Below are 24,242 nucleotides of genomic sequence, written 5' to 3' on the forward strand. Positions count from 1 at the left end.
TTCAGAACCCGGCGGCGCCATCCTGCGCGTTCCCCGACGCGCGAGCTCCCCAGGAGAGTCGTCATGGCTCAGGACACGACCACGCCCAGCACCCGCGAGAGCGACCGGCCGGCGGTGCACCACTTCATCCGCCTCATCGGCCGGGCTCCCACCGACGAGGAGCTGGCGCAGTTCCGTGATCTCGGCGCGCGCCGCGACGCGGCCCGCAGGCTCCGGCTGCGGCACCGGGCCGCCCGACTGATCGTCCGGCTGTGAGCGGCGAGGGCGCGGTGGCGCCGTGCACCTTCCTCCACGCGCAGGGCACCGTGGAGCGTCTCGAGTCAGCGCTGGTCGACGTCGACGGGCTGCGACGAGCCGACCTGGCGGCGTCGGCGCCCGCGGCCGATGCAGGCTTTCCCGAGCCTCCGGACTAGGCACCTCGCCGCCCCGGCGGGGAGTCGGCGACGGTCGCCGTCACGTCGCGTGGCGGCGGCGCCGGGCCAGCCAGCGGCCGGCGGTCCACAGGACGACCGCCCACGGGCCGAGCACGACGACCGGGTCCACGAGGTGGTGGCGGACGTCCGCGCGTGAGCGACCGACGCGGGAGCCCCAGCCGTCCCGGGTCAGCTCCGCGCGGACTCCGGTCTCGGCGAGCAGGTTGTCGGGCCGCCCGCGCAACGCGGCGGCTGCGGTCTGCTCGACGACGTCGACGCGGTCGGCGAGGAGCAGGAGCAGCCAGTGCGCGGCCCGCGCCTCGCTGAAGCGCGCGTACGCCGCGCGTCGTACGACGCCCGACAGCCCGCGCAGCGGCACGCTGGTCCCGTAGACGGGGGTGAGGCGGGCGTGCTCGATCGAGCGCTCCCTCGGCTGGTCCTCGGCCTGCGACACCGGAGCGTCGCCTGGCGCTCCGGCCAGGCGGCCGTCGACCTCCCGAGGCACGGCGGGCCGGTCCGCGGGGTCGAGGTCGGCCCCCCAGCCCGGAATGCGCGCTCGCAGCTCGTCGGCGGACGGGATGCCGGACCGACCGGTCCCGGCGTACGGCGTGTCGACCATGGGAGACTCCTCTGCCTCAGACGGCGTTCGGTACGACGACCGGCTTGATGCAGCCGTCGAGCTTGGCCGAGAAGATGTGGTAGCCCTCGGCGATGTCGTCGAGGGGCACCCGGTGGGTGATGAGCTCGCTCGGTCGCAGGCGGCCGGCCTGGATGTGCTCGAACAGCCGCGGCCACTGACGCTTGACCGGGCACTGGTTCATCCGCAGCGTCAGCCCCTTGTTGAGAGCGTCGCCGAACTTCACCAGGCTGAACATCGGTCCGTAGGCGCCCACGATCCCGACCGTGCCGCCCTTGCGAGCCGCGTCGATCGCCCAGTTGAGCGCGATCGGCGAGCCGCCCTGCAGCTTGAGCTTCGCCGCGGTGACGTGCTGGAGCAGGTTGCCGTCCGCCTCGGCGCCCACCGCGTCGATGACGACGTCGGCGCCGAGGTGGTCGGTGCGCTTCTTGAGCTCGACGACGACGTCGCGGACGTGGGTGAAGTTCAGGGTCTCCGCATGGGCGAAGGTGGTCGCGGCTGCGAGGCGGTAGTCGAGGTGGTCCACGACGATGACGCGCCCGGCGCCCATCAGCCACGCGCTCTTGGCGGCGTACAGGCCCACCGGACCGGCGCCGAACACCACCACGACGTCGCCCTGTGCGATGTCGCCCAGCTGCGCGCCGAAGTAGCCGGTCGGCAGGGCATCGGTGCACATGAGCGCGTCCTCGTCGCTCATCCAGTCCGGGATGACCGTCGGGCCCACGTCGGCGAAGGGCACGCGCACCAGCTCGGCCTGCCCGCCGTCGTAGCCGCCCGCGGTGTGTGAGTAGCCGTAGATGCCGCCCACCGCTGTCGCGTTGGGATTCACGTTGTGGCAGTTGGAGTACAGCCCCCGCTCGCAGAACCAGCAGGACCCGCAGAACACGTTGAAGGGGACCATCACGCGGTCGCCGACCTGCAGCCGGCGTACGGCCGGACCGACCTCGTCGACGACCCCGATGAACTCGTGACCGAAGGTGCTGCCGACCCGGGTGTCCGGCATCATCCCGTGGTAGAGGTGCAGGTCGGAGCCGCAGATGGCGCCGAGCTCCACCCGGACGATGGCGTCGCCGGGATGCTCGATGCGCGGACGCGGCTTCTCCTCGACGCGGATCCGGTAGGGACCGCGGTAGACCATCGCTCTCATCGTGCGTCCACCGTCCCGCCGCGTCGCTCGGTGAGGCGGGATGGTGCGGCGGACCGGTGGGCGGTGGTCATGGACGCGCTCCGTGGTGGTCGAGGGGCGGGGGAGACGGGTGTCCGGCGTCGGCGTGCTGGACAGGTGCCGGACGACCTGATCAAGGCGTACCCGGTGCGGCCAGTCCTAGCCGGAGCGGATCCGGACGGCGTCGCCCGCGCTCGCCAGGTACTGCGAACCGGAGCCCAGGGGTACCGCGCTCCCATGTCTGACGAGACCCGCGGCCAGTGGTTCGACCTCGAGCGCGAGAGGAACCGACGCAAGGCCGAACGCGAGGCGGAGCGGGGGCCGGTCGCCTCGGACCCCGCCACGATGCCGATCGGCGAGGCGATCGAGGACTTCCACCGTCGCGGCGATCTGTCCTTCGGCATCCCCGCACATCGCTCGGGGAACACCGACGTCCCTCCGCACGCCAGCCGGTGGTCCGGCGAGCAGGCATTCCGCGCCGACGTGGGCATGAACAAGGGCGTCGACAACCGCCATCAGTCGTGGCAGGTCGAGCCGACCGCGATGAAGCTGTTCGCCCAGGCCGTCGGGGCCGACGAGACGATGTTCTCGACCAACGGCAGCACCGAGAACGTGCACGTCGCGATGATGGCCGCGGTGCGGCCGGGCGAGACGCTCGTGATGGCGCGCAACGGGCACAAGTCGGCGTTCTCGGGGCTCGTCCTGTCCGGCGCGCTGCCGGTGTACGTCGAGCCGGAGTACGACGAGCGCTGGCAGGTCGCCCACGGCGTCGACCCCTCCACGCTCGACCGCACCCTGCGGGAGCATCCCGAGGCCGTGGCCGCCCTGGTGTTCACGCCCACGTACTACGGGGTCAGCGCCGATGTCGAAGGCCTGGCGCGCGCCGCCCACGCGCATGAGGTCCCGCTGGTCACCGACGACGCCTGGGGCCTGGACTACAGCTTCTGCAGTCGCCTGCCGAGCTCGGCCATCGCCTCAGGTGCCGACCTGGCCATCGGGAGCGTCCACAAGACGCTCGACGCCTTCACCCAGACCTCGGTGCTCAGCAGGAAGGGTGAGCGGATCGACCCGCAGCGACTCTCCCTGGTCTTCGAGCTCGCCCAGTCCACGAGTGCCTCGCCCTTGCTGCTCTCGTCGATCGACGCCGCGCGGCACCGGTTCCAGCACCACGGGGAGGAGCTCCTGGGCCGCGCGATCGACCACGCGCACCGCGTCCGGGAGCACGTCGCGGCCCTCGACGGGCTGGACCTGATGGGCGAGGAGGTTCTCGCCGGCCCTGGCGCCCACGCACTCGACGCGACCCATGTCACCTTCGACGTGGTCGGTCTCGGTCTCACCGGCTTCGAGGCGTGGGACTGGCTGCAGGAGCGGCACGGCCTGCACCTCGAGCTCGCCGACCATCGTCGGCTCATGGCGCTGATCACCTTCGCCGACGCCGAGGCCACCATCGACCGGCTGTGCGCCGCGCTGTCCGCGCTGTCCGAGGGGCATCGCGGCAGCCGACCGCTGTCCCTTCCTCAGGTCACCGGCCTGCCGGACATCCGAATGACGACGGTGATGGCGCCCAGGGAGGCCTTCCTGGGCCGGACCGAGATGGTGCCGTGGCGCTCCGCCGTCGGCCGGGTGTCGGCGGAGATGGTCTGCCCCTACCCGCCCGGCATCCCGGTCGCGGCCCCGGGTGAGCGGTTGACCCGGGCCGCGGTCGACTACCTGCAGGAGGTCGTGGCGCGGGGTGCGATGGTCGAGGGCGCGACCGACGAGAGCCTGGCCGAGATGCGCGTGGTGGCGTGACCTCCACGATGACGCGAGCGCGCCGCGGCCTCACTCGCCTCCTCTTCCTCACTCGTCGAGGTGCTCGGCGGCCAGGCCGGTGAGCGCCGAGATGGCCAGGGTCCGCGCGACGACGTCGGTGGCACGCGGCCAGCGCAGGCGAGCCAGGGTCAGGCCCGCGCCGAACCAGAAGGACAGGCACCAGGGGCACTGCAGGAGGTAGGCGACCTTCGACTCCTCCACGTCGCCGTAGCGCTCGTGCACGGCGGAGCGCAGCGGCGCGGCGATCCGGTCGTCGCGCAACAGCCGCATCAGGCGGTACGACGCGAGCCCGTCCGCCGCGAGGCTGAGGGCGGCGGATCCGGGATGGTGGGTCATGAAGGGGGTGCTCCTCGTCGTGGTGGGCGTTGGCTCGCCGTACCCGACGGCTGGACGTGTAGCCGGGCGAGACCGCGGAAGTCGCCGCTCGTTGACGCACCGCTGCGCGGCGATCATCATCGGCAGTGTCCGGGGCGCCGACGGAAGGTGCCCGCCGAGCCGCGGGGGTGTCATGGGAGCTCCGTCCCTGGCGCGGCTCACGGCGAGCCGAGGCCGCTCCGTCCTCAGCGAGACCGGTGACGCCGACGAGGTGGTCGATGCCTGCACGGGCACGCTGCGGCCCCACGCGCTCACGGTCCGCGCGGGCGGTGGCCGGCTCGCGACGAGCCTGACCCACGTGCCGCTGCGCGACGTCTCGGTCAACCTGCTGCGCTACGGCGCGGAGGTCACCGTCAGCTCGGGCGACGGCGTCCTCGACGACTACCTCCTCACCCTGCCGGTGGCCGGCGCCGGACGCTTCCGGTACGGCGACCTCGAGGCGGTCGCCCAGCGCGACCGCGGCGTCATCATCGGGCCACACCGGGAGTTCGAGTTCCGCTTCGACACCGCCTGGGACCAGGTCGTCGTACGCCTCGACCGCACCCGCGTCGAGGCGGTGGCGGCGGCGCTGACCGGCGAGGTCGGCCCCGTCCACTTCGACCTCGCGCTGCACGAGGGCGTCGTCAGCCTGGACGGTCTCCTGGAGTCGGCGGTCAGCCTGGTGGACACCGCTGCGGTCGAGCAGCGGCCCCAGCTGCTGTGGCAGCTGGAGGGGCTGATCATCGAGACCCTGCTCCTGGCCCAGCCGAACAACCGGACGTCCACCGGGCCCGACGGGGTGGGGCCGGTGTCGGCGCGGGTGCGCCAGGCGGTGGACTTCATGATCGACCGGCTGGGGGAGCCGGTCACCGTCACGGAGGTGGCCCAGGCCTGCGGCATGAGCGTGCGCAGCCTGCAGGCCGCCTTCCGCCGCGAGCTGGACGCCTCGCCGGTGCAGTGGCTGCGCGCCCAGCGCCTCGAGCGTGCCCACGCCCTCCTCGCCAGCGGCGCCCCCGGACTGTCGGTCACCGACGTGGCCTACCGCTGCGGGTTCTTCCACCTCGGCGAGTTCGGCGCCGCCTTCCGGGCCCGGTACGGCGTCACGCCGTCCGCCCTGCTCGCCTCCCACCGCTGACCTGCCCACGCACCGCCGGACGGCGCGATTCCGAGTGCCGGCCTGCGCACATCCGATATCGGGTGTGTCCCCCGTCACATGATGGTTGGGGGCATGCGGATCGCCCTCCTCCAGATCGCCAGCCCGGACGACGAGTCCGTCGCGGAGCGGATCGCCCGCGTCGGTCACGCGGTGCTCTCCGAGACCGGCCTGCGCGCCGCCGACCTGCTCGTGCTGCCGGAGATGTGGACGGCCGGCTACTTCTCCTTCGAGCAGTACGCCACACGGGCCGAACCCTTCGAGGGCCCGACCCTGGGCGCGGCCCGGACCTGGGCCGTCACGCTGCAGACGTTCGTGCACCTCGGCAGCTTCGTCGAGGTGGATACCGAAGGCCGCCTGCACAACACCTCGGTGGTCGTCGGCCCCGACGGCGGTGTCGTGACCCGGTACCGCAAGGTCCACCTCTTCGGCTACGGCTCCCGGGAGTCCGAGCTGCTGACACCGGGCGACGGCCTCGGGCTCGGCCCGGTCGTCGGGCCGGCGACCGGCATCACGACCTGCTACGACCTGCGCTTCCCCGAGCTGTACCGCAGCCTCGTCGACGAGGGTGCCGAGCAGGTCGTCGTCTGCGCCGCCTGGCCCGCGGCCCGGGTCGAGCACTGGCGCCTGTTCACCTCGGTCCGCGCCGTCGAGCAGCAGGTCAGCCTCATCGCCTGCAACGCAGTCGGCGAGCAGCAGGGCGTCGCCCTCGCCGGCCACAGCCGGGTCGTCGCCCCGACCGGCGAGGTGCTCGTCGAGGCGGGTGCCGACGAGGGCTTCACGTACGCCGACCTCGACCCCAGCCTCCCGCGCCGGCTCCGCGCCGAGTTCCCCGCCCTGGCCGACCGCCGGTGGCCGGCATGCCGCCCCGCGCACGACCCGATGAACACCCCCACGAAGGAGTACGCATGAGCACGACCGCGACGCGCCTGCGCCTCGCCACCGTCGACGGTGCCGAGGTCGAGATCGCCCCGAGCCACCTCGTGGTCGCGGGCTACACCGGCCGCGACCAGGAGGCGGTCCGCCACCACATCGACGAGCTCGCCGCGATCGGCGTACCGGAGCCGGAGTCGATCCCCGCCTTCTACCCGCTCGACGTCGACCGGCTGACCACCGCCGGCGAGGTCGAGGTGAGCGGCAGCGCCACCTCCGGCGAGGTCGAGCCCGTCCTCATCCGGGCCAACGGGACCTACTACCTGACGGTCGGCTCGGACCACACCGACCGGGAGATGGAGACCGTCGGCATCCAGCTCTCCAAGGCGGCCTGTCCCAAGCCGATCGCCTCGACCGTGATCGAGCTGGGTGACCCGCCGGCGCTCGTCGACTGGGACGCGATCACGGTCCGCAGCTGGGTCGACGGCAAGCTGTACCAGGAGGGCACCCTCGCGTCGATGCTGCCGATCACCCAGGTCCTCGCCGAGTGGGACCAGATCGGCGGCAGCGCCGACGTCGCCCTCGTGCTCTTCGGCGGCACCCGGCCGCTGATCGACGGCACCTTCCGCTACGGCCGGGACTGGCGCATGGAGCTGCAGGTCCCCGGCCGGCCGACTCTCGAGCTCACCTACACCGTCTCTGTCCCCGACTCTGCGAGGAGCAACTGATGCGCACCAGCACCGACTACCTGGCCTCCCTGGCCGACGGCCGGCGCGTCATCGTCGACGGCCGCCCCGTCGAGGACGTCGCCACTCACCCGGCCTTCGCGCCGATCGCCCGTACCGTCGGCGAGCTCTTCGACCTCGCCGCCGACCCGGCCCACGGCATGCAGGTCGCCGACCCGGTGACCGGCAGCCCGGTCAACCGCCTGTTCCTCGCGCCACGCAGCGCCGAGGACCTCCACGCGTGGCGATCGTCCGCGCAGGTCTGGGCCGACCACACCAACGGCTGGGTCGGACGGTCCCCCGACCACGTCGGCGCCTTCGTCGCGGCCTTCGCGGCCCACCCGGAGGCGTTCGCCGACGAGCGCGGACTGGCCGACAACGTCGCGGCGTTCCAGCGCCGGGTCATCGAGAACGACCTCTACGTCTCCTACGCGATCATCCCCCCGCAGGTGTCCCGGGCCACGACCGCGCACGCCTGGGACGGCGACTTCATCCAGGTCGGCGTCACGCAGGAGCGTGAGGACGGCATCGTCGTGCGCGGCGCCCAGATGCTCGCCACCGGCGGCGCCGTGGCCGACGAGATCCTGGTCTCCTGCATCAAGCCGCTGACCGCGGAGGACGCCGACTTCGCCATCTCCTTCACGGTGCCGGTCGCCGCCGAGGGCCTCAAGCTCTACTGCCGGCGTCCGTACGCCACCGGTGCCACGAGCGAGTTCGACTACCCGCTGACCTCGCGCTACGACGAGACCGACGCGCTGCTCGTCTTCGACGACGTCTTCATCCCGTGGCGCGACGTCTTCGTCTACAAGGACGTGCCCGGCCTACGCCGGCAGTTCTTCGACACCGGCGCCCACGTCCTCGGGAACTTCCAGGCCCAGATCCGCTTCGCCACCAAGCTCCGCTTCCTCGCCGGCATCGCCCGCAAGGTGGCCGCCGTCAACGGCGTCGACCGGTTCCCCGGCGTCGTGGAGAAGCTCGGCGAGCTGGCCAGCCTGGTGTCCGTGGTCGAGTCGGCCCTGCACGCCGCACAGTTCACGGCGGCCGCCGACGAGCAGGGCCTCTTCCGGCCGGGCGCGCAGTCGCTGTACGCGGCGATGGGGCTCCAGGCGGAGCTGCACCCGCGGGTCGTCGGGATCCTGCGCGAGCTCGTCGGCGGGGGAGTCCTGCAGGTCCCCTCGTCGGTCGCCGAGCTCGAGAACCCCGACACCGCCGAGGACATGGAGCGCTATGTCTCCAGCCCCGGCATCTCGTCGGCCGAGCGGGTCCAGCTCTTCAAGCTGGCCTGGGACGCGATCGGGAGCGAGTTCGCCGGCCGCCACCAGAGCTACGAGCTCTTCTACTCAGGCGCGCCCTTCGTGGTGAAGGGCTACGCCTTCCGCAACTACGACTACGACCGGCCGGTCGCGGCGGTCGACGAGTTCCTGGCGTCGTACGGCGTCAGCGAGCTCCCCACCCTCCAGGAGGTCGCACTGTGAGCAAGCCCGAGATCGAGTTCACGCCGGTCACCGACGTCCCGTACACGCTGTGCCCGGGCGACAACCCGCTCATCAAGGAGCGGGTCCTCGCGACCGACCCCGTCGGAGGGGTGGCGACCCGCATCCTGCGCTACGAGCCGGGCGCCGACTCGACCGAGCTCGGCGTGCAGAGGCACGAGTTCTGGGAGGAGGTCTACATCATCGAGGGCTCCTTCCACGACCTCACCCTGGACCGGACCTTCGTGGCCGGCGAGTTCGCCTGCCGCCCGCCCGGCATGGCGCACGGCCCGTGGCGCACCGACGAGGGCGTGACCACCTACGAGGTCCGCTACCACGCTCGCACCGAGGACTGAGGAGATGGCGACGATGACCGCGCCCCTCGTGGACCCGATGGCGATGCGCCAGGCCATGGGTCGCTTCGCCACCGGCGTCGCCGTGATCACCACCGAGCACGACGGCCTGCCGCACGGGATGACCGTGAACTCGCTGACCTCGGTGTCCCTCGACCCGCCGCTGCTCCTGGTGTGCTTCAACCACGGAGCGCGCACGGCCGAGGCCGCCGTGGCCTCCGGGCGGTTCGTCGTCAACATCCTCTCCCGGCGCCAACAGGCGATCGCGCTGCGCTTCGCGGCCCGCGGCGAGGACCACTTCGCCGGGCTCGAGCTCGAGTACGCCGAGCACCGCGTCCCCGTCGTACCCAGCGCTCTCGCGCACCTGGAGTGCGACGTGGAGCGGGTCGTCGAGGCCGGCGACCACACCATCGTGCTCGGCGCGGTCATCGGCCTGGACACCCGCGACGGCGAGCCGCTCGGGTTCTTCGGCGGCAGGTTCAGCGACATCCAGCAGCACGGGCACGAGCCCGAGCACTGGTTCTTCTAAGCGTTGCCCCGGCGGCTGCGGCAACAGCCACCGGGGCGAGGTCACCGGACACGCACCCTTCAGGAGAGACACATGTCCAACGCAACCCTCGAACAACCTAACAACCAGCGACAGCGGCGAGGACACACCAGCCTGCCGGTCATCGCGGCGTCGAGCCTCGCGGGCACGGCCGTCGAGTGGTACGACTTCTTCCTGTACGGCACCGCCGCGGCGCTGGTGTTCCCGGCGCTCTTCTTCCCCGAGTCCGACCCGCTGATGGGCACGGTGCTGGCCTTCGCGACCTACGCGGTCGGTTTCGTCGCGCGTCCGGTCGGCGCGGTCGTGCTCGGCCACTACGGCGACCGTCGCGGCCGGCGGGCGACCCTGGTCGCGAGCCTGCTGCTGATGGGTGTGGCGACCTTCCTCATCGCGCTGCTCCCGACGTACGGGACCATCGGCATCGCGGCCCCGATCGTGCTGGTGTTCCTGCGCCTCGTGCAGGGCTTCGCACTGGGCGGCGAGTGGGGCGGGGCCGTCCTCCTCGTCTCCGAGCACGGGGACTCGACCCGGCGGGCCTTCTTCGCCTCCTGGCCCAATGTCGGCCCGCCCCTGGGCAACCTGATGGCCGCGGGCGTGCTCGCCGTCCTCGGCGCGACCCTGTCCGACGACGCGTTCCAGTCCTGGGGCTGGCGGATCGCCTTCGCCCTGTCCGCCCTGCTCGTCGTGATCGGCCTGGTCCTGCGGCTCTACGTCACCGAGACCCCGATGTTCGAGGAGGCGCAGAGGAAGGCCGACAGCGCCCCCAAGGGTCTGCCGGCGGGGGTCGTGGTCACCCGGCACTGGCGGATGGTGCTGCTCGCCGCCGCGACCCGCTTCGGCGAGAACGCCGGCTTCTACATCTACTCGCTGCTCGTGATCACCTACGTCACCAAGATGCTCGACCTCGACAAGTCCGTCGCGCTGACGGCGGTCATGATCGGCCAGGGCGTCGCGGTCGTGGCGATCCCGCTGATCGCGATCCTCGCCGACCGGGTCGGCAGGCGCCCGATCTACCTGTTCGCATCGGTGGCGACCATCGTGTGGGCGTTCGTCTTCTTCGCGCTCCTCGACACCAAGGACTCGGGTCTGATCATCGTCGCGGTGGCGGGCGGACTCTTCATCTTCGCCGCCTTCAGCGCCGTCATCGGCGCCTTCTTCTCCGAGCTGTTCCCGACCGAGGTCCGCTACTCCGGCGTCTCGCTGGCCTACAACCTGGCCTCCGTGCTCGCCGGCTCGCTGGCCCCGATCATCGCGATCTGGCTCTACGCCAAGTTCGACACCGGCTACGCGATCGGCGCCTACCTCGCCGCCATGGGCGTGGTCTCGCTCGTCGCCTCGCTCATCGCGAAGGAGACGCGGGAGACCGACCTGGCGACCATCGGTCACTGATCTCGGCCCGCCACGCATCAGCGCCTGTCGCCCGGCACGAGGTGCCGGGCGACAGGCTGCCGTGTTCCCACCGGCGTCGGGGAGAGCGCGACACGCTGGTTGGTGATCCTTCGGCGAGATCGTCACAGGACTGCGACGATCGGGCCATGCGATGGCTGATCGGCTTGCTCGCCGCCCAGGCACGCCGTCTCCCGCAGCTGGGCTGGCGGACGCGGGTGATCCTCGGTCTGGTCGTGGCCGTGATGGGCCTGCTCGTGCTGACCCGCCCCCTGGAGTCCCTCGCGCTGCTCATCGCGCTGGTGGCGCTCAGCCTCCTCCTCGAAGGACTGCATCGTCTGTCGAGCGCTGACCGCAGCACGGTGGGCGTCGTGGTGGGCGTCGGGCTGGTCGCGGCGGCGGTCCTCCTCGTCGCGTGGCCGCGCCTCACCGTCGACGCGCTCGCGGTCATCGTGGGTGTGAGCCTGGTCGCGCATGGCGTCCACGAGCTCGCGACGGCGACCCGCGCCGCGGGCACGACCTGGCGGAGCGTCGATCGCATCGGTCGGCTCGCGGGTGGCTCGGCCTGGGCGGTCTTCGGCACGCTGGCGCTGGTCTGGCCGGACGTCTCGCTGCTCGTGGTCGGCGTCGCCTTCGGTCTGCGGCTGGTCGGCTTCGGGGCTTCCGAGGTGCTCCGTGCCTGGCGTGACCGGACGAGGTCCGCGGACGGGCGGAGCGCGGGGCAGGACGGCGCGTCCGACCGGCGTCCGCTCGGGGCGCTGGGTGTCGCCGGGCGTGGGACCGCCCTGCTCTGCGCGCTCGCCCTGCTCGCCGTGACGCTCGTGCTGCACCAGGAGACGCCGCGTCCGGGTGCGGCGTACCGGGCGGCCGACAGCGCGGTTCCCGGGGAGCCGGGCCGGCTGGTCAAGAGCACGCCGTACTCCCACGGCGTGCCCGACGGGGCGCGCGGCTGGCTGATCCTCTACACGACCACCGACGCCCACGGCGATCCCACGACGGCGACGGCGTTCGTGATGGCGCCGGACACCCCGCCGCCGGGTCCGGGGGATGTGGTGCTGTGGGACCACGGCACCGAGGGCGCCGACATCAGCTGCGCGCCGACCCTGCTGCCCGAGCCGTCCCCGCTCGCCGCGCCGGTCGCCGCCCTGCGGGAGCAGCTCGAGCGCGGCCGGGTGCTCGTCGGGCCGAACTATCCGGGCATGGGGACGCCGGGTGCCCAGAGCTACCTGGTCGGCGAGGTCGAGGGCCGAGCCGGTCTCGACGCGGTGCTCGCGGCGCGGGAGATCGACGGTCTCGACCTCTCCCCGCGCACGGTCGTGTGGGGACACTCCCAGGGCGGCCACGCCGCCCTGTGGACCGGAGCCCTCGCCGCGACCCACACCAGTGAGATCGACCTGGTCGGGGTCGCGGCGGCCGCGCCCGCGACCGAGGTGCGTGCGCTGATCCCGGCCCTGGTCGACGACGTGTTCGGCAAGATCATGGGCTCGTTCCTCCTGCGCGCCTACGCCGAGACGTACGACGACGTGAGCGTCGACGCCTACGTCGACCCGCGCATGCGGCTGGTCTACGACGCGGTGTCGCGCCGCTGCCTGCCCATGCGAACGACCCTGGTGTCGTTGGTCACCGCCCTCGCCGCACGCGGGCCGATGTTCCGCACAGACCCGTCCACCGGGCCGCTCGGCGACCGGCTCGACCAGAACGTGCCGCGCGGGCCGATCGGTGTCCCGGTGCTCATCGGCCAGGGAGGCGACGACCCGCTGATCCTGCCGCAGATGCAGGCCCGCTACGTCCGGGAGCGCTGCCGGGCGGGCCAGGCGCTGGACTACCGCACCTACGCGGGGCGCGACCACCTGTCGGTGGTGGCAGACGACTCGCCGTTCGTCACGGACCTGCTCGCCTGGACCGAGGCCCGGTTCGCCGGGGAGCCCGCGAGGAGCACCTGCTGATCGGGACGGCCGCGCGGGCGCGGCGGGGCGTGGAAGCCGACGACGCCGGCGACGACGAGCACCAGCGCCGACGCGAGGCCCGGACCGACGGCCTCCCCGAAGAGCGGCACGGCGAGGACCGCCGTGGCGACCGGGCTGAGCGCGCCGCCGACGGCGGCCGTGCCACCGCCGAGGGTGCGGACGGCATGGGCGTAGCAGAGGGTCGACAGGAGTCCGGTCCCGATGCCCTGCAGGAGCACGAAGCCCAGGAGGTCGGTGAGCCGGACGCTGCCGACCAGCAGGTGGCTCGGCGCCGGACCGGCCAGGACCAACAGCAGGCCGCCCACCGCCGATCCGGCGCACACGACGACGACGAGCTCCAGCGGCCGCAGCGCCGTGCGCTGGAGGCCGAGCGTGTAGACCGCCCAGACCGCCCCCGCCAGCAGGAGGACGGCGATCCCGGGGAGTCCCGCCCCGTCGCCGACCCCCGTCGCGCTCGCCGCGACCCCGGCGACGATCGCGCCGAGGGCGGCCCAGCCCCGCGCCGGGACCCGTCGGCTGCCGAGCAGGAGGAGGGTGACGAACAGCGGCACGGTGCCCGGCACGAGCAACCCGGTGAGGCCCGCACTCGTCAGGTCGGCACCCAACGCGAAGAGGAGATAGTGCGGCAGCCCGCCCGCGAGCAGCAGGACGACGGTCGAGGCGCGCTCGCGCGCCAGCGCGCGCACGGTGCGCGGCAGCAGCGGCGCGAGCACGAGCAGCGGTACGCCGAAGCGCAACAGCGCCGCGTCGTACGCCGTCAGGCTGGAGTCGCCGATCGCGCGCGAGGAGAGCGCGAAGGACGCCCACAGCAGCACCGTGGCGCCCAGCGCGGCCCAACCTGATCCCGGTGTCGTCGCTCTCGTCACGGGGAGCAACGCTAGGGAAACCGTGACGGCATGCGATTGCCGAATCTGCCGCTCTGTGGCGGATCCGTAGCAGAATCTGCCTCGTGACGACCCTCGACGCCATCGACCAGCACATCCTCCTCGAGCTCCAGCTCGACGGCCGCCTCACCAACCAGGAGCTCGCCGACCGGGTGGGCCTCTCCCCGTCGCCCTGCCTACGCCGGGTCCGGGCCCTCGAGCAGGCGGGGATCATCACCGGCTACCGCGCGGTCGTCGCCCCGGAGTCGGTCGGCCTGGCCATCACCGCCTTCGTCCGGCTCACGCTCTCCTCGCACACCGCCGAGGTCGTCGACGCGGTCGAGCAGGAGCTGCGGGAGGTCCCCGAGATCACCGAGGCCTATCTGCTCGCCGGCGACCAGGACTACCTGGTCAAGGTGGTGGTCGAGTCGTTCGCCGCCTACGAGCAGTTCCTCCGCGACCGGCTGCGCGGCATCCCCTCGCTCGCCTCGATCGAGACCACCTTCGCCTTCGGTACGACGAAGCCGGTCTCGCCGCTGGCCCTGCCTTGAGCGTGCTCAGGGAGGTCGTGCGATCTACGACCCGTGCCAAGGGCCAGTCTGGTCAATCGCCTGCAGAGGACCGGACCCAGGCGCTACGGTCGCGCCCGTCTTGACCCTTGAGTAGTCGGAGCAACGCCATGAGCGACCAGCCGCCCCCACCGCCCGGACCGTACCCGCCCCAAGGCGGCCAGCCGTACTACGGGCAGCAGCCCCCGCAGAAGAAGAGCCATCTGGCGCGCAACATCATCATCGCCGTCGTTGCCGGCTTGATCCTGCTGTGCGGAGGATGCTTCGCGGTGGTGGGCATCGGCGCCAACGAGGTCGCCGAAGAGGTCGACAAGGCGATCAAGGAGGAGGCGGAGAACGACAAGCCCAAGGAGGTCTCCGAGGGTGCGGCGTTCACGCACGACGGCTACGAGGTCGCCGCGGGTTGGAAGGTCGCCGAGGAGGAGTTCGGCGGGACCAACATCGTCGACATGAAGGTGACCGCCGTCGAGTCCGACGACATCGAAGGTGGCCGCTCGGCCCTGTTCACCTTCCGCTTCTACAAGGGCACCGACGTCCTCCTGGAGGTGACCTGCAGCAGCAACGAGATGCAGGTCGGGGAGTCGTCCAAGATGGACTGCTTCGGCGACGGTGAGACCGTCGCCGGTTGGGACACCATCAAGGTCGCAGACGCTTTCTGACCGTCGCGACCCATCTCGGACCCCACCCGCCGGACGGCTGGTGAGGTCCGCTCCCTCAGGGCAGCAGCGAGCGTCCCTGCCAGGTGCCGTGCTCCGACAGCGGCCGGAAGCGCATGAACGCGGACTCGTGGTGGAACTCCCGCCGCCGCTGCTCGGCCATCGCGACGGCGTGGGACGGCGCCTCGGCGACGTCGTCCCGACGGCCGTGGACCATCGACGTCATCTCCCGGACGCTGGTCCAGGTGGAGAAGGTGGAGAAGGTGCGGGGTGGCCGCATCGCGGCGGTCGAGAAGACGGCTGCCGGGTGGCCGGCGACGAGCCGCTCGACGGGCTTGCCCCAGCGCAGGAAGCGAGGGAGCTCGGGCAGCCGCAGCCGGGCCAGCGTGACCGCGACGACCGGCTCGTCGGGGTCCCAGTCCCCGGCACGCTGGGGCAGGGGAGCCAGCGCCGCCACCTCGCCGTACCTGCGCAGGTACTGCAGCCGCACGTGCCAGCCGTCCGCCAGCCGCCGGCCGAGGGGGTCGGTGTCGAGATAGCGGTCGAGCGCGCCGGCGTCGTCCCATGCGGCGAAGACGGCGAGGCGACGCAGCTGCAGGCGCTCCGGGGAGACCGTCGGCGAGCCGAGTCGCATCATCGCCAGGCACTCGGCGTGCCGCAGCCCCCGGACGTCGTCCGGGGGCCGCAGCAGGGCCCGGGCCGTCACCCTCGCAGGCAGCTCCGCGAGGTGGAAGGAGTGCAGCACCGGGTCATTGAACCAGGGCTCAGCGCACCAACACGGGCTCCGGCATCGCCCGGACCTCCGTGGGCGTTCGCGACGCACGCCGCGGCCAGGCCCGCTCACCGAGGAGCACCAGCACGGCCGGGAGGACGACGAGCCGGATGACGGTGGCGTCGATGAGGATCGCGGCCGAGAGGCCCACGCCCATCATCTTCATCTCCATCATCGACAGGGTCGCGAAGATCGCGAACACCGAGACCATGACGGCCGCCGCGCTGGCGATCACCCCGGCGGTGTCGGCGATCCCGCGGTGCACCGCGTCCCGGGCGGGGAGACCGGTGTCGACCAGCTCGCGGATCCGGCTGAGCACGAAGACGTGGTAGTCCATCGACAGGCCGACCAGCACGACGAGCACGAAGATCGGGATCCAGTCGATCACGAAGCCCGGGCTGGTGAAGTCGAGCAGCTCCTCGCCCACCCCGTGCTGGAAGACCACGGCCAGCAGGCCGAAGGCAACGCCGACCGAGGCCAGGTTGAGCACCGTCGACACCAGGCCGAGCAGCACGCTGCGGAAGGCGAGCACCATCATCACCATCGTCAGCAGCAGGACGAAGCCCAGCAGGTACGGCATCCGCTCGCTCTGCTTCTCGGCATAGTCGAGCGACTCGGCCGCTCCGCCGCCGACGGCCCAGGACGCGCCCGCGCCGAGATCGGCCAGGGCCGCCGGGAGGACGTCCTCGCGGAGCCGCTCGATCGCCTCGGTGGCCCGGTCGTCGGACTCCTCGTACGGCAGCGCCAGGTCGATCACGGCCGTCCCTCCGTCCTCGGACGTGCGCACGGCGGCGCCGTCGGTGGTGAAGTCGCGGCGGCCGGCCTCCTCCGCGAGACGTTCGAGCGCGGACCGCGCCGAGTCCGGCTCCGCACCGGTGACCACCACCTGTGCCGCGGTGCCCTCGGCGGGGAAGGCGTGGGTGATCTCGCGCAGGGTCTGCACGGCGGGGATGTCGGCCGGAAGGGTCTCGATGCTGGCCTGGTGGGTCTTCATCGTGAACGCGGGTACGGCGAGTGCGCCGATGCCGATGGCCGAGACGACCAGTGCTGCGACGGGGTGGCGGACCACCGGGCCGAGCACGCGCCCGCTGATCGTCCCGGTGCGGACGCGGCGGGTCAGCCGCCACAGGAGCGGGATCCGGGGCCGGTCGACCCAGCGCCCGAGCTTGACCAGGAGTGCGGGGAGCACGGTGATGGAGCCCAGGACGGCGACCGCGACGACGAGGATGGCGCCGGTCGCCAGCGAGTTGAAGGTGACGTCGGTGAGCACGAAGAGACCCGCCAGGGCCGCGATCACAGCCGCGCCGGAGACGACGATCGCGTGGCCCGAGGTCTGGGCGGCGATGGCGACCGCGTCGAGCGTCGTACGACCGGCGGCGCGCTCCTGCCGCTCGCGCTTGAGGTAGAACAGGGAGTAGTCGACGCCGACGGCCATGCCGATCAGCACGACCATGCTGAGCACCGTCGACTCGGCGGGCACCAGCCACGAGATGGGCGCGCTGATGCCGATCGTCGCGGCGACGCTGGTCGCCGCGAGCAGCACCGGCAGTCCGGCGGCGATGAGGGCGCCGAACGCCAGCAGCATGAGCACCAGGGTGATCGGGAGGCTGATGAACTCCGCGGAGTGCAGGTCCTCCCCGACGCGCTCGTCGATCGCCTCGTCGATCGTCACGTCACCGGCCTGGGCGACCACGAGGTCGGGGTGCGCGGCCTGGACGGCGGCGGTCGCGTCGAGCAGGGGAGCGGCGTCCACGTCGTCGGCCGTCAGCTCCACGGGCACGAGCAGCGCCGTCCCGTCGGCGCTGGGCACGGCGTCGCCCACCGCTGCCACCCCGTCAGCGCCGCGCATCCGCTCGCTCACCTCACGCGCGGCGTCCTGGGCCGCGGCGGCGTCGAGCTCGCCCGAGCGCGCCCGGACCAGCACGTTCTCGGTGGGCGGGTCGTCCAGGCCGGCGCGCTCGATCGCCGCCTCGGCTCGACCGGACTCGCCGACCCGGTAGTCGGCGTCGTCGACCTCGTTGGTCGAGACGGTGGCGGCCAGGCCGACGGCGATCACCACGAACGCCAGCCAGGCGCCGATCGCGCGCCACGGGTGGGTGGCGCTCCAGCGGGCGGCCCGCGTGGGCAGCGCGCTCAGGGAGAGGGACATGAGAGCTCCTGGGGTCAGGTGGGTCGGTGGGGGGAGAGTGGGTCCAGCCTCCTGGCGCGGACACCCGCGGTCAGGGGTGGAGCGACCCGACCTGGGAGTGGTGCCAGCACCACTGCGGCGACCCGCGGGACCCGGCAGGATGGCCGGGTGAGCCGACCGCCCGAGCCGCTGCCCGCCCCGCCCGCCGGGCGCTGGGCCGCGACCGGGTACGCCGCCTTGCACGTGCTGTTGTTCGTGCCCGTGGTGCTGACCTTCGTGCTCGTCAAGGTCAGCGCGGTGCTCGTCGTGGTGTGGGTCGGCATCCTGCTGCTGGCCGGCGTCCTGCCGGCGATGCGCGGGCTGGTCGGCCTCCACCGGGGGATCGCCGCGCGCGTCCTCGGCACGCCCCTCGCCTCGCCGTACCGTCCACTGCCCGGCGGCCTGCTGCGCGACCTGCACGTCCGGGCCACCGACCCGATGACCTGGCGCGAGCTGCTGTGGATGCTGTGGGCGATGACCTTCGGCTTCGTCGCCTCGCTCCTCGCCGTCGTCCTCTTCCTGGGCGTCGTCACCTGGCCGCTGTGGTGGTACGGCGTCGGGCCGCTGATGCGTGCGCGCGCCACCGTCGACCGGGCGGTCCTCACCGTCGGTCGCACCGAGCGGCTCGAGAAGCGGGTGCGCGCCCTGACCGAGTCGCGGGCCGTGGTCGTCGACCACTCCGCGGCCGAGCTGCGCCGGATCGAGCGCGACCTGCACGACGGCCCCCAGGCACGGCTGGCCGCGGTCTCCTTGAGCCTGGGCCTGGCCGACGACCTCTTCGAGACCGACCCGGAGGCCGCGCGCCGGCTCGTCAACGAGGCCCGCGGGACGTCGTCCGCGGCGCTCGGCGAGCTGCGGGACGTGGTCCGCGGCATCCACCCTCCCGTGCTCGCCGACCGCGGCCTGACCGGGGCGGTGTCGGCGCTCGCGATCGACATGGCGGTCCCGGTCGAGCTCGCCCTCGACCTCCCCGACCGGCTGCCGGCGCCGGTCGAGTCGGCCGTCTACTTCGCGGTGGCCGAGTGCCTGGCCAACACCGCGAAGCACGCCGCGGCCGACCAGTCCTGGGTGAGCCTGCGCCACGACGGCCGTGTGCTGCGTGCCGAGGTCGGAGACGACGGCCGCGGCGGAGCCGATCCCCGCAGTGGATCCGGTCTGCCCGGGGTGGCCGCACGGCTGGCCGCCTTCGACGGCATCATGTCGGTGTCGAGCCCACCCGGGGGTCCGACCGTCGTGAGCTGGGAGGTCCCGTGCGCCCCCTCCGCGTAGTCCTCGCCGAGGACCATGCGCTGCTGCGGGCCGGACTGACCCAGCTCCTCGAGGCCAAGGGCTTCGAGGTCGTCGCCGCGGTCGAGAGCCTCCCCGAGCTGGAGCGGGCGCTCGACGACCCGCGGGCCGAGGCCGCCGTGGTCGACGTACGGATGCCGCCGACGTTCACCGACGAGGGCCTGCGCGCCGCCATCGCCGTCCGCGCCCGCCGCCCGGGTTTCCCCGTGCTCGTCTTGTCGCAGTACGTGGAGCAGCTCTACGCCCGCGAGCTCCTGGCCAGCGGCGAGGGTGCCGTGGGCTACCTGCTCAAGGACCGGGTCTCCGACATCGGCGAGTTCGCCGACGCCCTGCGCCGGGTCGCCGACGGCGGCACCGTCCTGGACCCCTCGGTCGTCGCCGCCGTCCTCGACCGCCGCCGCGACACCCCGGTCGACCGCCTCACCGAGCGCGAGCGCGAGGTGCTGGCGCTGATGGCCGAGGGACGTGCCAACGCCGGCATCGCGCGCGCCCTGGTCGTCACCGAGAAGGCCGTCGCCAAGCACATCAACAGCATCTTCGCCAAGCTCGACCTGCCCACCGACACCGACGATCACCGTCGGGTGCGGGCGGTGCTGGAGTGGCTGCGCTTCTGAGTGGCAGTCGCCGGCACCGAGCCGCCCTGCGACGCACCGCGGCCGACGCCGTAAGGACGGGTCGGGATCGGTGTCTGTCTCGTGTGGAACGGCGCACGCGTCGTTCCTGGCGCGACGGGTCGCCCGCCGGAAGGGCGGTCCGTCGAGGGGTGTGGGCCCCGCCCGGACGACGTCCGGGTGTGGAAATCCCCGGAGGCTCGGTCCTCCGCCGCGCGTCCCGTCGCCCCTGGGGGGAGCGGCGGGACGTCGCCCCCCTCCGCTCCGGGGAGTGAGGCCGCGATACTCGACCCATGAACCCCGTCGCCATCGCCGAGCCGCTGCGGTCCCGCTGGAGCCCCAGCGTCTTCGACCCCGAGCACGTGCTGTCCGACGTCGAGATCACCCGCCTGCTGGAGGCGGCACAGTGGGCGCCGAGCTCGGGCAACCGGCAGCCGTGGCGCTATCTCGTCGCGCCGCGGGGCAGCGCCACCCACGAGGCGCTCGTCCCGCACCTGAGCCGCGGAAACTCCGGCTGGGTACCACGGGCGTCGGTGGTCTTCCTCTCCGTCGTCGAGCTGGGCCAGGACGGCGTCGAGCTGAGCGACCTGCTGATCCCGACCCACGACGTCGGCCAGGCCTCGGCCCACCTGACACTGCAGGCCCAGGCCATGGGCCTCGCCGCCCACCAGTTCGGCGGATTCGACCACGAGGGCGTCGCCGCCGGCCTCGGCATCCCCGACACCGCGCGGGTGCTGGCGGGCATCGCCGTCGGCGTACGCGGCAACCCCGCCGAGGTGCCCGAGCGCGACGCCGTTCGCGACCACCGCGAGCGCCACCGACGGCCGCTGGCGGAGACGGCGTACGCCGCGTGGGGCGTGCCCTGGCCCCGTCTGCAGCCGTCCGGGCCGACGGTCGCCGAGCGGCGCTAGCCCGGCTCGGGCCGGCAGGTCATGACCTCGGAGGTCATGGTCAGCCGACCGTGACCGGCGCGAGGGTTCTGCTACCGACACCGGTCAGCGAACCCCTTCGAGGAGGACACCATGAGCACCACCACCCACGGTCCCGCCACCCGTCCCGCCGTCGCCTCCGCCGCCTGGCGTGGCCGCCGGCTCTGGTTCGGCGCGGACGCCCTGGTGACCGGCGGCAACGCCGTCGTCTACCTCGCCGCCGCCGGACCCCTGGCCGACCTCCTCGGCGGGGAGGCCTCGACCTGGCGCGGCATCGGCGCCTTCCTTCTCGCCTACACCGCGTGCGTCGCCCTGTACGCCCGCTCGCCGCGCTCCGCGGCCGCAGGCTGGGCGATCGTCGTCGTCAACGCGGTCTGGGCGCTCGGCTCCCTCGAGGTGGCGGCGACCGGGGCGCTCGACCTCGACGGGCTCGGCCGCGGCTGGGCGGTCGCGCAGGCGCTCGTCGTCGCGGGCTTCGCCGTGCTGCAGGCCCGGGTCCTGCGCGCGGGCCGTGCCACACTGCCTGCATGACGTCCCTCCACGACTTCAAGGCCACGGCCATCGACGGCCAGGAGACCGACCTGTCGACGTACGACGGCTCGGTCGTCCTGGTCGTCAACACGGCATCCAAGTGCGGCTTCACCCCGCAGTACCAGGGTCTCCAGGAGCTGTACGACAGCTATGGCGAGCGCGGCTTCACCGTTCTCGGCTTCCCGTGCGACCAGTTCGCGCACCAGGAGCCGGGCACGGAGGAGGAGATCGCCGCCTTCTGCGAGCGCAGCTACGGCGTCTCGTTCCCAATGTTCGCCAAGGTCGACGTCAACGGCAAGGACGCGCACCCGCTCTACCAGTGGCTGAAGAAGGAGCAGGGCGGCCTGATCGGCGGCGCGATCAAGTGGAACTTCACGAAGTTCCTCGTCGGTCGCGACGGCCAGGTGATCGACCGCTACGCGCCGACCACCGAGCCGGCCAAGATCGCCGGGGACATCGAGAAGGCGCTGGGCTGATCGGCGGGGGCGGATTCACCACGGGATGTAGGTGAGGTGGCGCGGATTCACCACGGGATGTAGGCCGACCGTCGCTTCCCGAGTGGAACTCCGCTCGGGAAGCGCGGACCCGGCTACATCCCGTGGTGAATCCGCAGCCGCAGCCGCAGCCGCAGCCGCAGCCGCAGCCGCAGCCGCAGCCGCAGCCGCAGCCGCAGCCGCAGCCGCAGCCGCAGCGCTCAGACCCCCGCCAGCTCCTTGTCCCCGTCGAGGTCGTCGTCGAGCCGCCCGACGTGCACCGGAGCGGAGTCCCGCTCGAGGGACTCGCCCTCGACGTCGACGTTCGGCAGGATCCGGTCCAGCCAGCCCGGCAGCCACCAGGCCTTCTCGCCGAGCAGGTAGAGCACCGACGGGATGAGCACCATCCGCACCACGAAGGCGTCGAAGACGATCGAGGCGGCGAGCGCGAAGCCCATCGACTTCACCACGGCGTCGTCCTCGAGGATGAATCCCGAGAACACCGCGATCATGATCGTGGCCGCCGCCGTGACCACCCGGGCACTGTTGCGGAAGCCGTCGACGACCGCCTCGTGCGTGGGCAGGCCGTGCACGTGCGCCTCCCGCATCCGGGTGACCAGGAAGACCTGGTAGTCCATGGCGAGGCCGAACACGACGCCGATCAGGAAGATCGGCATGAAGCTCACGATCGGCTGTCCCTCGAACAGACCGAGCGCGCCCTCCTGGAAGATCGCGACCGTCGCGCCCAGCGTCGCCAGGACCGAGAGCAGGAAGCCCAGGGTCGCGGTCAGCGGCACCAAAATGGAGCGGAACACCAGCACCAGCAGGACGAACGCCAGGCCGATGACGACCGCCAGGTAGACCGGCAGCGCGCTGTTGAGGCGGTCCGAGACGTCGGTGGTGATCGCGGTCAGGCCGGTGACGCCGACGACCGTGTCGGTCCGGTCCTCGATCGTGCCCTGACCCTCGCGCAGCGCCTCGAGCAGGTCGAGGGTCTTCGGCTCGTCGGGACCGGACGACGGCACGACCTGGATCATCGCGCCGGTTCCGGTGCCCGTCGGCGCGCCGTCCTCGCCGAGCGGCGCGTTGGTGGCGACCAGGTCGGCGCTCTTGACGTCGTCCTGGCTCGCGGCCCACTCGACGACCCGGTCGAAGGCGGCCTGCCGGTCCCCGTCGTTCGCGATGTCGCGGCCGTCGACGACCACCAGCAGCGGCCCCTCGCGGCCCGGCCCGAAGGCCTCGGTCATCAGGTCCGACGCCTTGCGCTGGGTGGTGTCGCTCGGCGCCGTGCTGTCGGTCGGGAAGGCGAGGTACATCTGCGAGATCGGCGCGGCCAGCGCACCCAGCAGCACCACGACGCCGAGAACCCAGGCGACCGGGGCCTTCGCGAGGACGCGGGCCCAGCGCACGCCGTTGTTGTGGACGCGGCCGTGCTCGTCGCGCTTCGGGTCGTACTTGCGCACCCGGCCGGCGAAGGACTTCGACTTGGTCAGGCCGAGCAGGGCGGGCAGCAGGGTCAGCGCGACCAGCACCGCGATGAACACGGTGGCGGCGGCCGCGAGGCCCATCGCGGTGAGGAAGGGGATCCGTACGACGGCCAGCGCCGAGAGCGCGATGAGGACCGTGAGGCCGGCGAAGACCACGGCGGAGCCCGCCGTGCCGACGGCGATGCCGGCGGCGTGGGCGCGGTCGTCGGTGTGGTGCAGCTCGGTGCGGTACCGGGCGAGGATGAACAGCGTGTAGTCGATGCCGACCGCGAGGCCGATCATCGTGGCCAGCATCGGGGTGCTCGAGCCGATGTCCATCAGCGCGGTCATCGCGGTGATGCCGGTCATGCCGAGCCCGACGCCGAAGACGGCGTTGATGAGCGGCATGCCCGCCGCCATCAGCGAGCCGAAGGTGAGCACGAGCACGACGAGCGCGATGCCGAGGCCGATCAGCTCGGCGGTGCCGCCGGGAGGGGCCATCACGGCCATGCCGGGTCCGTTGGCCTCCGCGACCAGGCCGGTCTCGTCCGTGGTGTCGGCCAGCAGCTCCTTGAGCTCGTCGACCGTGGTGGTCTTGAGGTCCGCGGGGGAGTCGACGTCCCACTCGAAGGTCATGGTGCCGATCCGGCCGTCCTCGGACAGCGTCGAGAACGCCGCGGGCGTGCCCTCGGGGGCCGCGGCCGGCGCGACCAGGCCCGGGTTCTCGTCACCGGTCTGCGGCAGGCCCGGGACCTTCTCGATCAGCTGCTGGATCGCCGCCTGGTAGCGCGGCTCGTCGAGGGTGTGGCCCTCGGGGGCGGCGACCACGACGTTGACCGAGGCGTCGTCGAAGGCGTCGCCCGACTCGGGGAAGAGCTCCTGCTGGATGTCCGCGGCCTTCTCCGAGGGGATGCCGGGGATCGAGAAGGAGTCGGTCATCGGCTTGGCGAAGGCCGCGGCGAGGCTGCCGACGACGACGGCGAGCAGCAGCCATCCGGCGATGAAGAAGGGCCACCGCCGGTAGGCGGTCGAGCCGATGCGGTAGAGCAGGCGGGCCATGT

The 24,242-nt window shown here is 72.6% G+C and carries 25 protein-coding genes; 18 read left to right on the forward strand and 7 right to left on the reverse strand.

From position 1 onward, the window contains the following. The first annotated feature begins 63 nt into the window (after positions 1 to 63). Positions 64 to 255: a hypothetical protein gene (locus ACJ5H2_RS00315; RefSeq protein WP_408897564.1), complete on the forward strand. Its 192-nt coding sequence runs from the start codon at positions 64 to 66 to the stop codon at positions 253 to 255. After that, positions 252 to 413: a hypothetical protein gene (locus ACJ5H2_RS00320; protein WP_408897565.1), complete on the forward strand. Its 162-nt coding sequence runs from the start codon at positions 252 to 254 to the stop codon at positions 411 to 413. Before ACJ5H2_RS00315 ends, ACJ5H2_RS00320 begins: the two co-directional genes overlap by 4 nt. A gap of 40 nt (positions 414 to 453) precedes the next feature. Here the strand turns inward: ACJ5H2_RS00320 and ACJ5H2_RS00325 are convergent, their stop codons facing one another. Together ACJ5H2_RS00325 and ACJ5H2_RS00330 are read right to left on the reverse strand one after the other, a co-directional pair. Then, positions 454 to 1,032 carry a hypothetical protein gene (locus ACJ5H2_RS00325; protein ID WP_408897566.1) on the reverse strand — a complete coding sequence of 193 codons (579 nt, stop codon included), beginning with the start codon at positions 1,030 to 1,032 and terminating at the stop codon, positions 454 to 456. Between the two features lie 16 nt (positions 1,033 to 1,048). Continuing rightward, positions 1,049 to 2,188: a zinc-dependent alcohol dehydrogenase gene (locus ACJ5H2_RS00330; protein WP_408897567.1), complete on the reverse strand. Its 1,140-nt coding sequence runs from the start codon at positions 2,186 to 2,188 to the stop codon at positions 1,049 to 1,051. A 264-nt stretch (positions 2,189 to 2,452) separates the two neighbouring features. On the opposite strand from ACJ5H2_RS00330, the gene ACJ5H2_RS00335 reads away from it, so the two are divergent. Continuing rightward, a complete protein-coding gene (locus ACJ5H2_RS00335) occupies positions 2,453 to 4,006 on the forward strand; it encodes an aminotransferase class I/II-fold pyridoxal phosphate-dependent enzyme (RefSeq protein WP_408897568.1) in 1,554 nt (517 codons plus the stop codon). 48 nt (positions 4,007 to 4,054) lie between these two features. Here the strand turns inward: ACJ5H2_RS00335 and ACJ5H2_RS00340 are convergent, their stop codons facing one another. Continuing rightward, positions 4,055 to 4,363, reverse strand: a complete 309-nt coding sequence (locus ACJ5H2_RS00340) for a DUF1360 domain-containing protein (RefSeq protein ID WP_408897569.1) — start codon at positions 4,361 to 4,363, stop codon at positions 4,055 to 4,057. A gap of 172 nt (positions 4,364 to 4,535) precedes the next feature. Between ACJ5H2_RS00340 and ACJ5H2_RS00345 the strand changes: the two genes are divergently transcribed. The 8 genes from ACJ5H2_RS00345 (at position 4,536) to ACJ5H2_RS00380 (ending at position 12,836) form a co-directional block, all read left to right on the forward strand. Then, positions 4,536 to 5,516 carry an AraC family transcriptional regulator gene (locus ACJ5H2_RS00345; RefSeq protein ID WP_408897570.1) on the forward strand — a complete coding sequence of 327 codons (981 nt, stop codon included), beginning with the start codon at positions 4,536 to 4,538 and terminating at the stop codon, positions 5,514 to 5,516. A 93-nt stretch (positions 5,517 to 5,609) separates the two neighbouring features. Next, the gene (locus ACJ5H2_RS00350; RefSeq protein WP_408897571.1) at positions 5,610 to 6,446 is read left to right on the forward strand and encodes a nitrilase-related carbon-nitrogen hydrolase; all 837 of its coding nucleotides are present in this window, start codon (positions 5,610 to 5,612) and stop codon (positions 6,444 to 6,446) included. Continuing rightward, complete coding sequence (locus ACJ5H2_RS00355) at positions 6,443 to 7,135, forward strand: DUF2848 family protein (protein WP_408897572.1); 693 nt, start codon at positions 6,443 to 6,445, stop codon at positions 7,133 to 7,135. The genes ACJ5H2_RS00350 and ACJ5H2_RS00355 overlap by 4 nt, the downstream gene beginning before the upstream one ends. Further along, positions 7,135 to 8,607, forward strand: coding sequence for a 4-hydroxyphenylacetate 3-hydroxylase family protein (locus ACJ5H2_RS00360; protein ID WP_408897573.1), 1,473 nt, complete (start codon positions 7,135 to 7,137; stop codon positions 8,605 to 8,607). The genes ACJ5H2_RS00355 and ACJ5H2_RS00360 overlap by 1 nt, the downstream gene beginning before the upstream one ends. Continuing rightward, a complete protein-coding gene (locus tag ACJ5H2_RS00365; protein ID WP_408897574.1) occupies positions 8,604 to 8,960 on the forward strand; it encodes a cupin domain-containing protein in 357 nt (118 codons plus the stop codon). The genes ACJ5H2_RS00360 and ACJ5H2_RS00365 overlap by 4 nt, the downstream gene beginning before the upstream one ends. Positions 8,961 to 8,973: 13 nt before the next feature. Next, positions 8,974 to 9,486, forward strand: coding sequence for a flavin reductase family protein (locus tag ACJ5H2_RS00370; RefSeq protein WP_408897575.1), 513 nt, complete (start codon positions 8,974 to 8,976; stop codon positions 9,484 to 9,486). 72 nt (positions 9,487 to 9,558) lie between these two features. Beyond that, the gene (locus tag ACJ5H2_RS00375; RefSeq protein ID WP_408897576.1) at positions 9,559 to 10,893 is read left to right on the forward strand and encodes an MFS transporter; all 1,335 of its coding nucleotides are present in this window, start codon (positions 9,559 to 9,561) and stop codon (positions 10,891 to 10,893) included. Between the two features lie 146 nt (positions 10,894 to 11,039). Further along, entirely contained in the window at positions 11,040 to 12,836 is a 1,797-nt protein-coding gene (locus ACJ5H2_RS00380; RefSeq protein ID WP_408897577.1) for a lipase family protein, read from the forward strand. Here the strand turns inward: ACJ5H2_RS00380 and ACJ5H2_RS00385 are convergent. Continuing rightward, positions 12,722 to 13,723: a DMT family transporter gene (locus ACJ5H2_RS00385; protein ID WP_408897578.1), complete on the reverse strand. Its 1,002-nt coding sequence runs from the start codon at positions 13,721 to 13,723 to the stop codon at positions 12,722 to 12,724. The two genes, ACJ5H2_RS00380 and ACJ5H2_RS00385, sit on opposite strands and share 115 nt — an antisense overlap. An 83-nt stretch (positions 13,724 to 13,806) precedes the next feature. Between ACJ5H2_RS00385 and ACJ5H2_RS00390 the strand changes: the two genes are divergently transcribed. Together ACJ5H2_RS00390 and ACJ5H2_RS00395 are read left to right on the forward strand one after the other, a co-directional pair. Beyond that, the gene (locus tag ACJ5H2_RS00390; protein ID WP_408897579.1) at positions 13,807 to 14,271 is read left to right on the forward strand and encodes an Lrp/AsnC family transcriptional regulator; all 465 of its coding nucleotides are present in this window, start codon (positions 13,807 to 13,809) and stop codon (positions 14,269 to 14,271) included. Between the two features lie 128 nt (positions 14,272 to 14,399). Then, positions 14,400 to 14,948 (forward strand): hypothetical protein, encoded by a 549-nt coding sequence (locus tag ACJ5H2_RS00395; RefSeq protein WP_408897580.1) that lies wholly within the window; start codon positions 14,400 to 14,402, stop codon positions 14,946 to 14,948. A 55-nt stretch (positions 14,949 to 15,003) separates the two neighbouring features. Here the strand turns inward: ACJ5H2_RS00395 and ACJ5H2_RS00400 are convergent, their stop codons facing one another. Next, positions 15,004 to 15,690: a hypothetical protein gene (locus ACJ5H2_RS00400; protein ID WP_408897581.1), complete on the reverse strand. Its 687-nt coding sequence runs from the start codon at positions 15,688 to 15,690 to the stop codon at positions 15,004 to 15,006. 19 nt (positions 15,691 to 15,709) lie between these two features. Further along, positions 15,710 to 17,866, reverse strand: a complete 2,157-nt coding sequence (locus tag ACJ5H2_RS00405; RefSeq protein WP_408897582.1) for an MMPL family transporter — start codon at positions 17,864 to 17,866, stop codon at positions 15,710 to 15,712. Positions 17,867 to 18,013: 147 nt separating this feature from the next. Between ACJ5H2_RS00405 and ACJ5H2_RS00410 the strand changes: the two genes are divergently transcribed. From ACJ5H2_RS00410 to ACJ5H2_RS00430, 5 genes are all read left to right on the forward strand, one after another. After that, positions 18,014 to 19,153: a sensor histidine kinase gene (locus tag ACJ5H2_RS00410; RefSeq protein ID WP_408897583.1), complete on the forward strand. Its 1,140-nt coding sequence runs from the start codon at positions 18,014 to 18,016 to the stop codon at positions 19,151 to 19,153. Continuing rightward, the gene (locus tag ACJ5H2_RS00415) at positions 19,135 to 19,785 is read left to right on the forward strand and encodes a response regulator (RefSeq protein WP_408897584.1); all 651 of its coding nucleotides are present in this window, start codon (positions 19,135 to 19,137) and stop codon (positions 19,783 to 19,785) included. Before ACJ5H2_RS00410 ends, ACJ5H2_RS00415 begins: the two co-directional genes overlap by 19 nt. Before the next feature lie 290 nt (positions 19,786 to 20,075). Next, positions 20,076 to 20,693, forward strand: coding sequence for a nitroreductase family protein (locus tag ACJ5H2_RS00420; protein WP_408897585.1), 618 nt, complete (start codon positions 20,076 to 20,078; stop codon positions 20,691 to 20,693). A gap of 111 nt (positions 20,694 to 20,804) precedes the next feature. Continuing rightward, complete coding sequence (locus ACJ5H2_RS00425) at positions 20,805 to 21,242, forward strand: hypothetical protein (RefSeq protein ID WP_408897586.1); 438 nt, start codon at positions 20,805 to 20,807, stop codon at positions 21,240 to 21,242. Continuing rightward, complete coding sequence (locus ACJ5H2_RS00430) at positions 21,239 to 21,718, forward strand: glutathione peroxidase (RefSeq protein WP_408897587.1); 480 nt, start codon at positions 21,239 to 21,241, stop codon at positions 21,716 to 21,718. Before ACJ5H2_RS00425 ends, ACJ5H2_RS00430 begins: the two co-directional genes overlap by 4 nt. Positions 21,719 to 21,936: 218 nt before the next feature. On the opposite strand, the gene ACJ5H2_RS00435 is transcribed toward ACJ5H2_RS00430, so the two are convergent. After that, on the reverse strand, positions 21,937 to 24,240 hold the full coding sequence (locus ACJ5H2_RS00435) for an MMPL family transporter (RefSeq protein ID WP_408897588.1): 2,304 nt from the start codon (positions 24,238 to 24,240) through the stop codon (positions 21,937 to 21,939). Positions 24,241 to 24,242: the final 2 nt, after the last annotated feature.

It is taken from the genome of Nocardioides pymetrozini, assembly GCF_046058985.1.
Taxonomy (GTDB): Bacteria; Actinomycetota; Actinomycetes; order Propionibacteriales; family Nocardioidaceae; genus Nocardioides.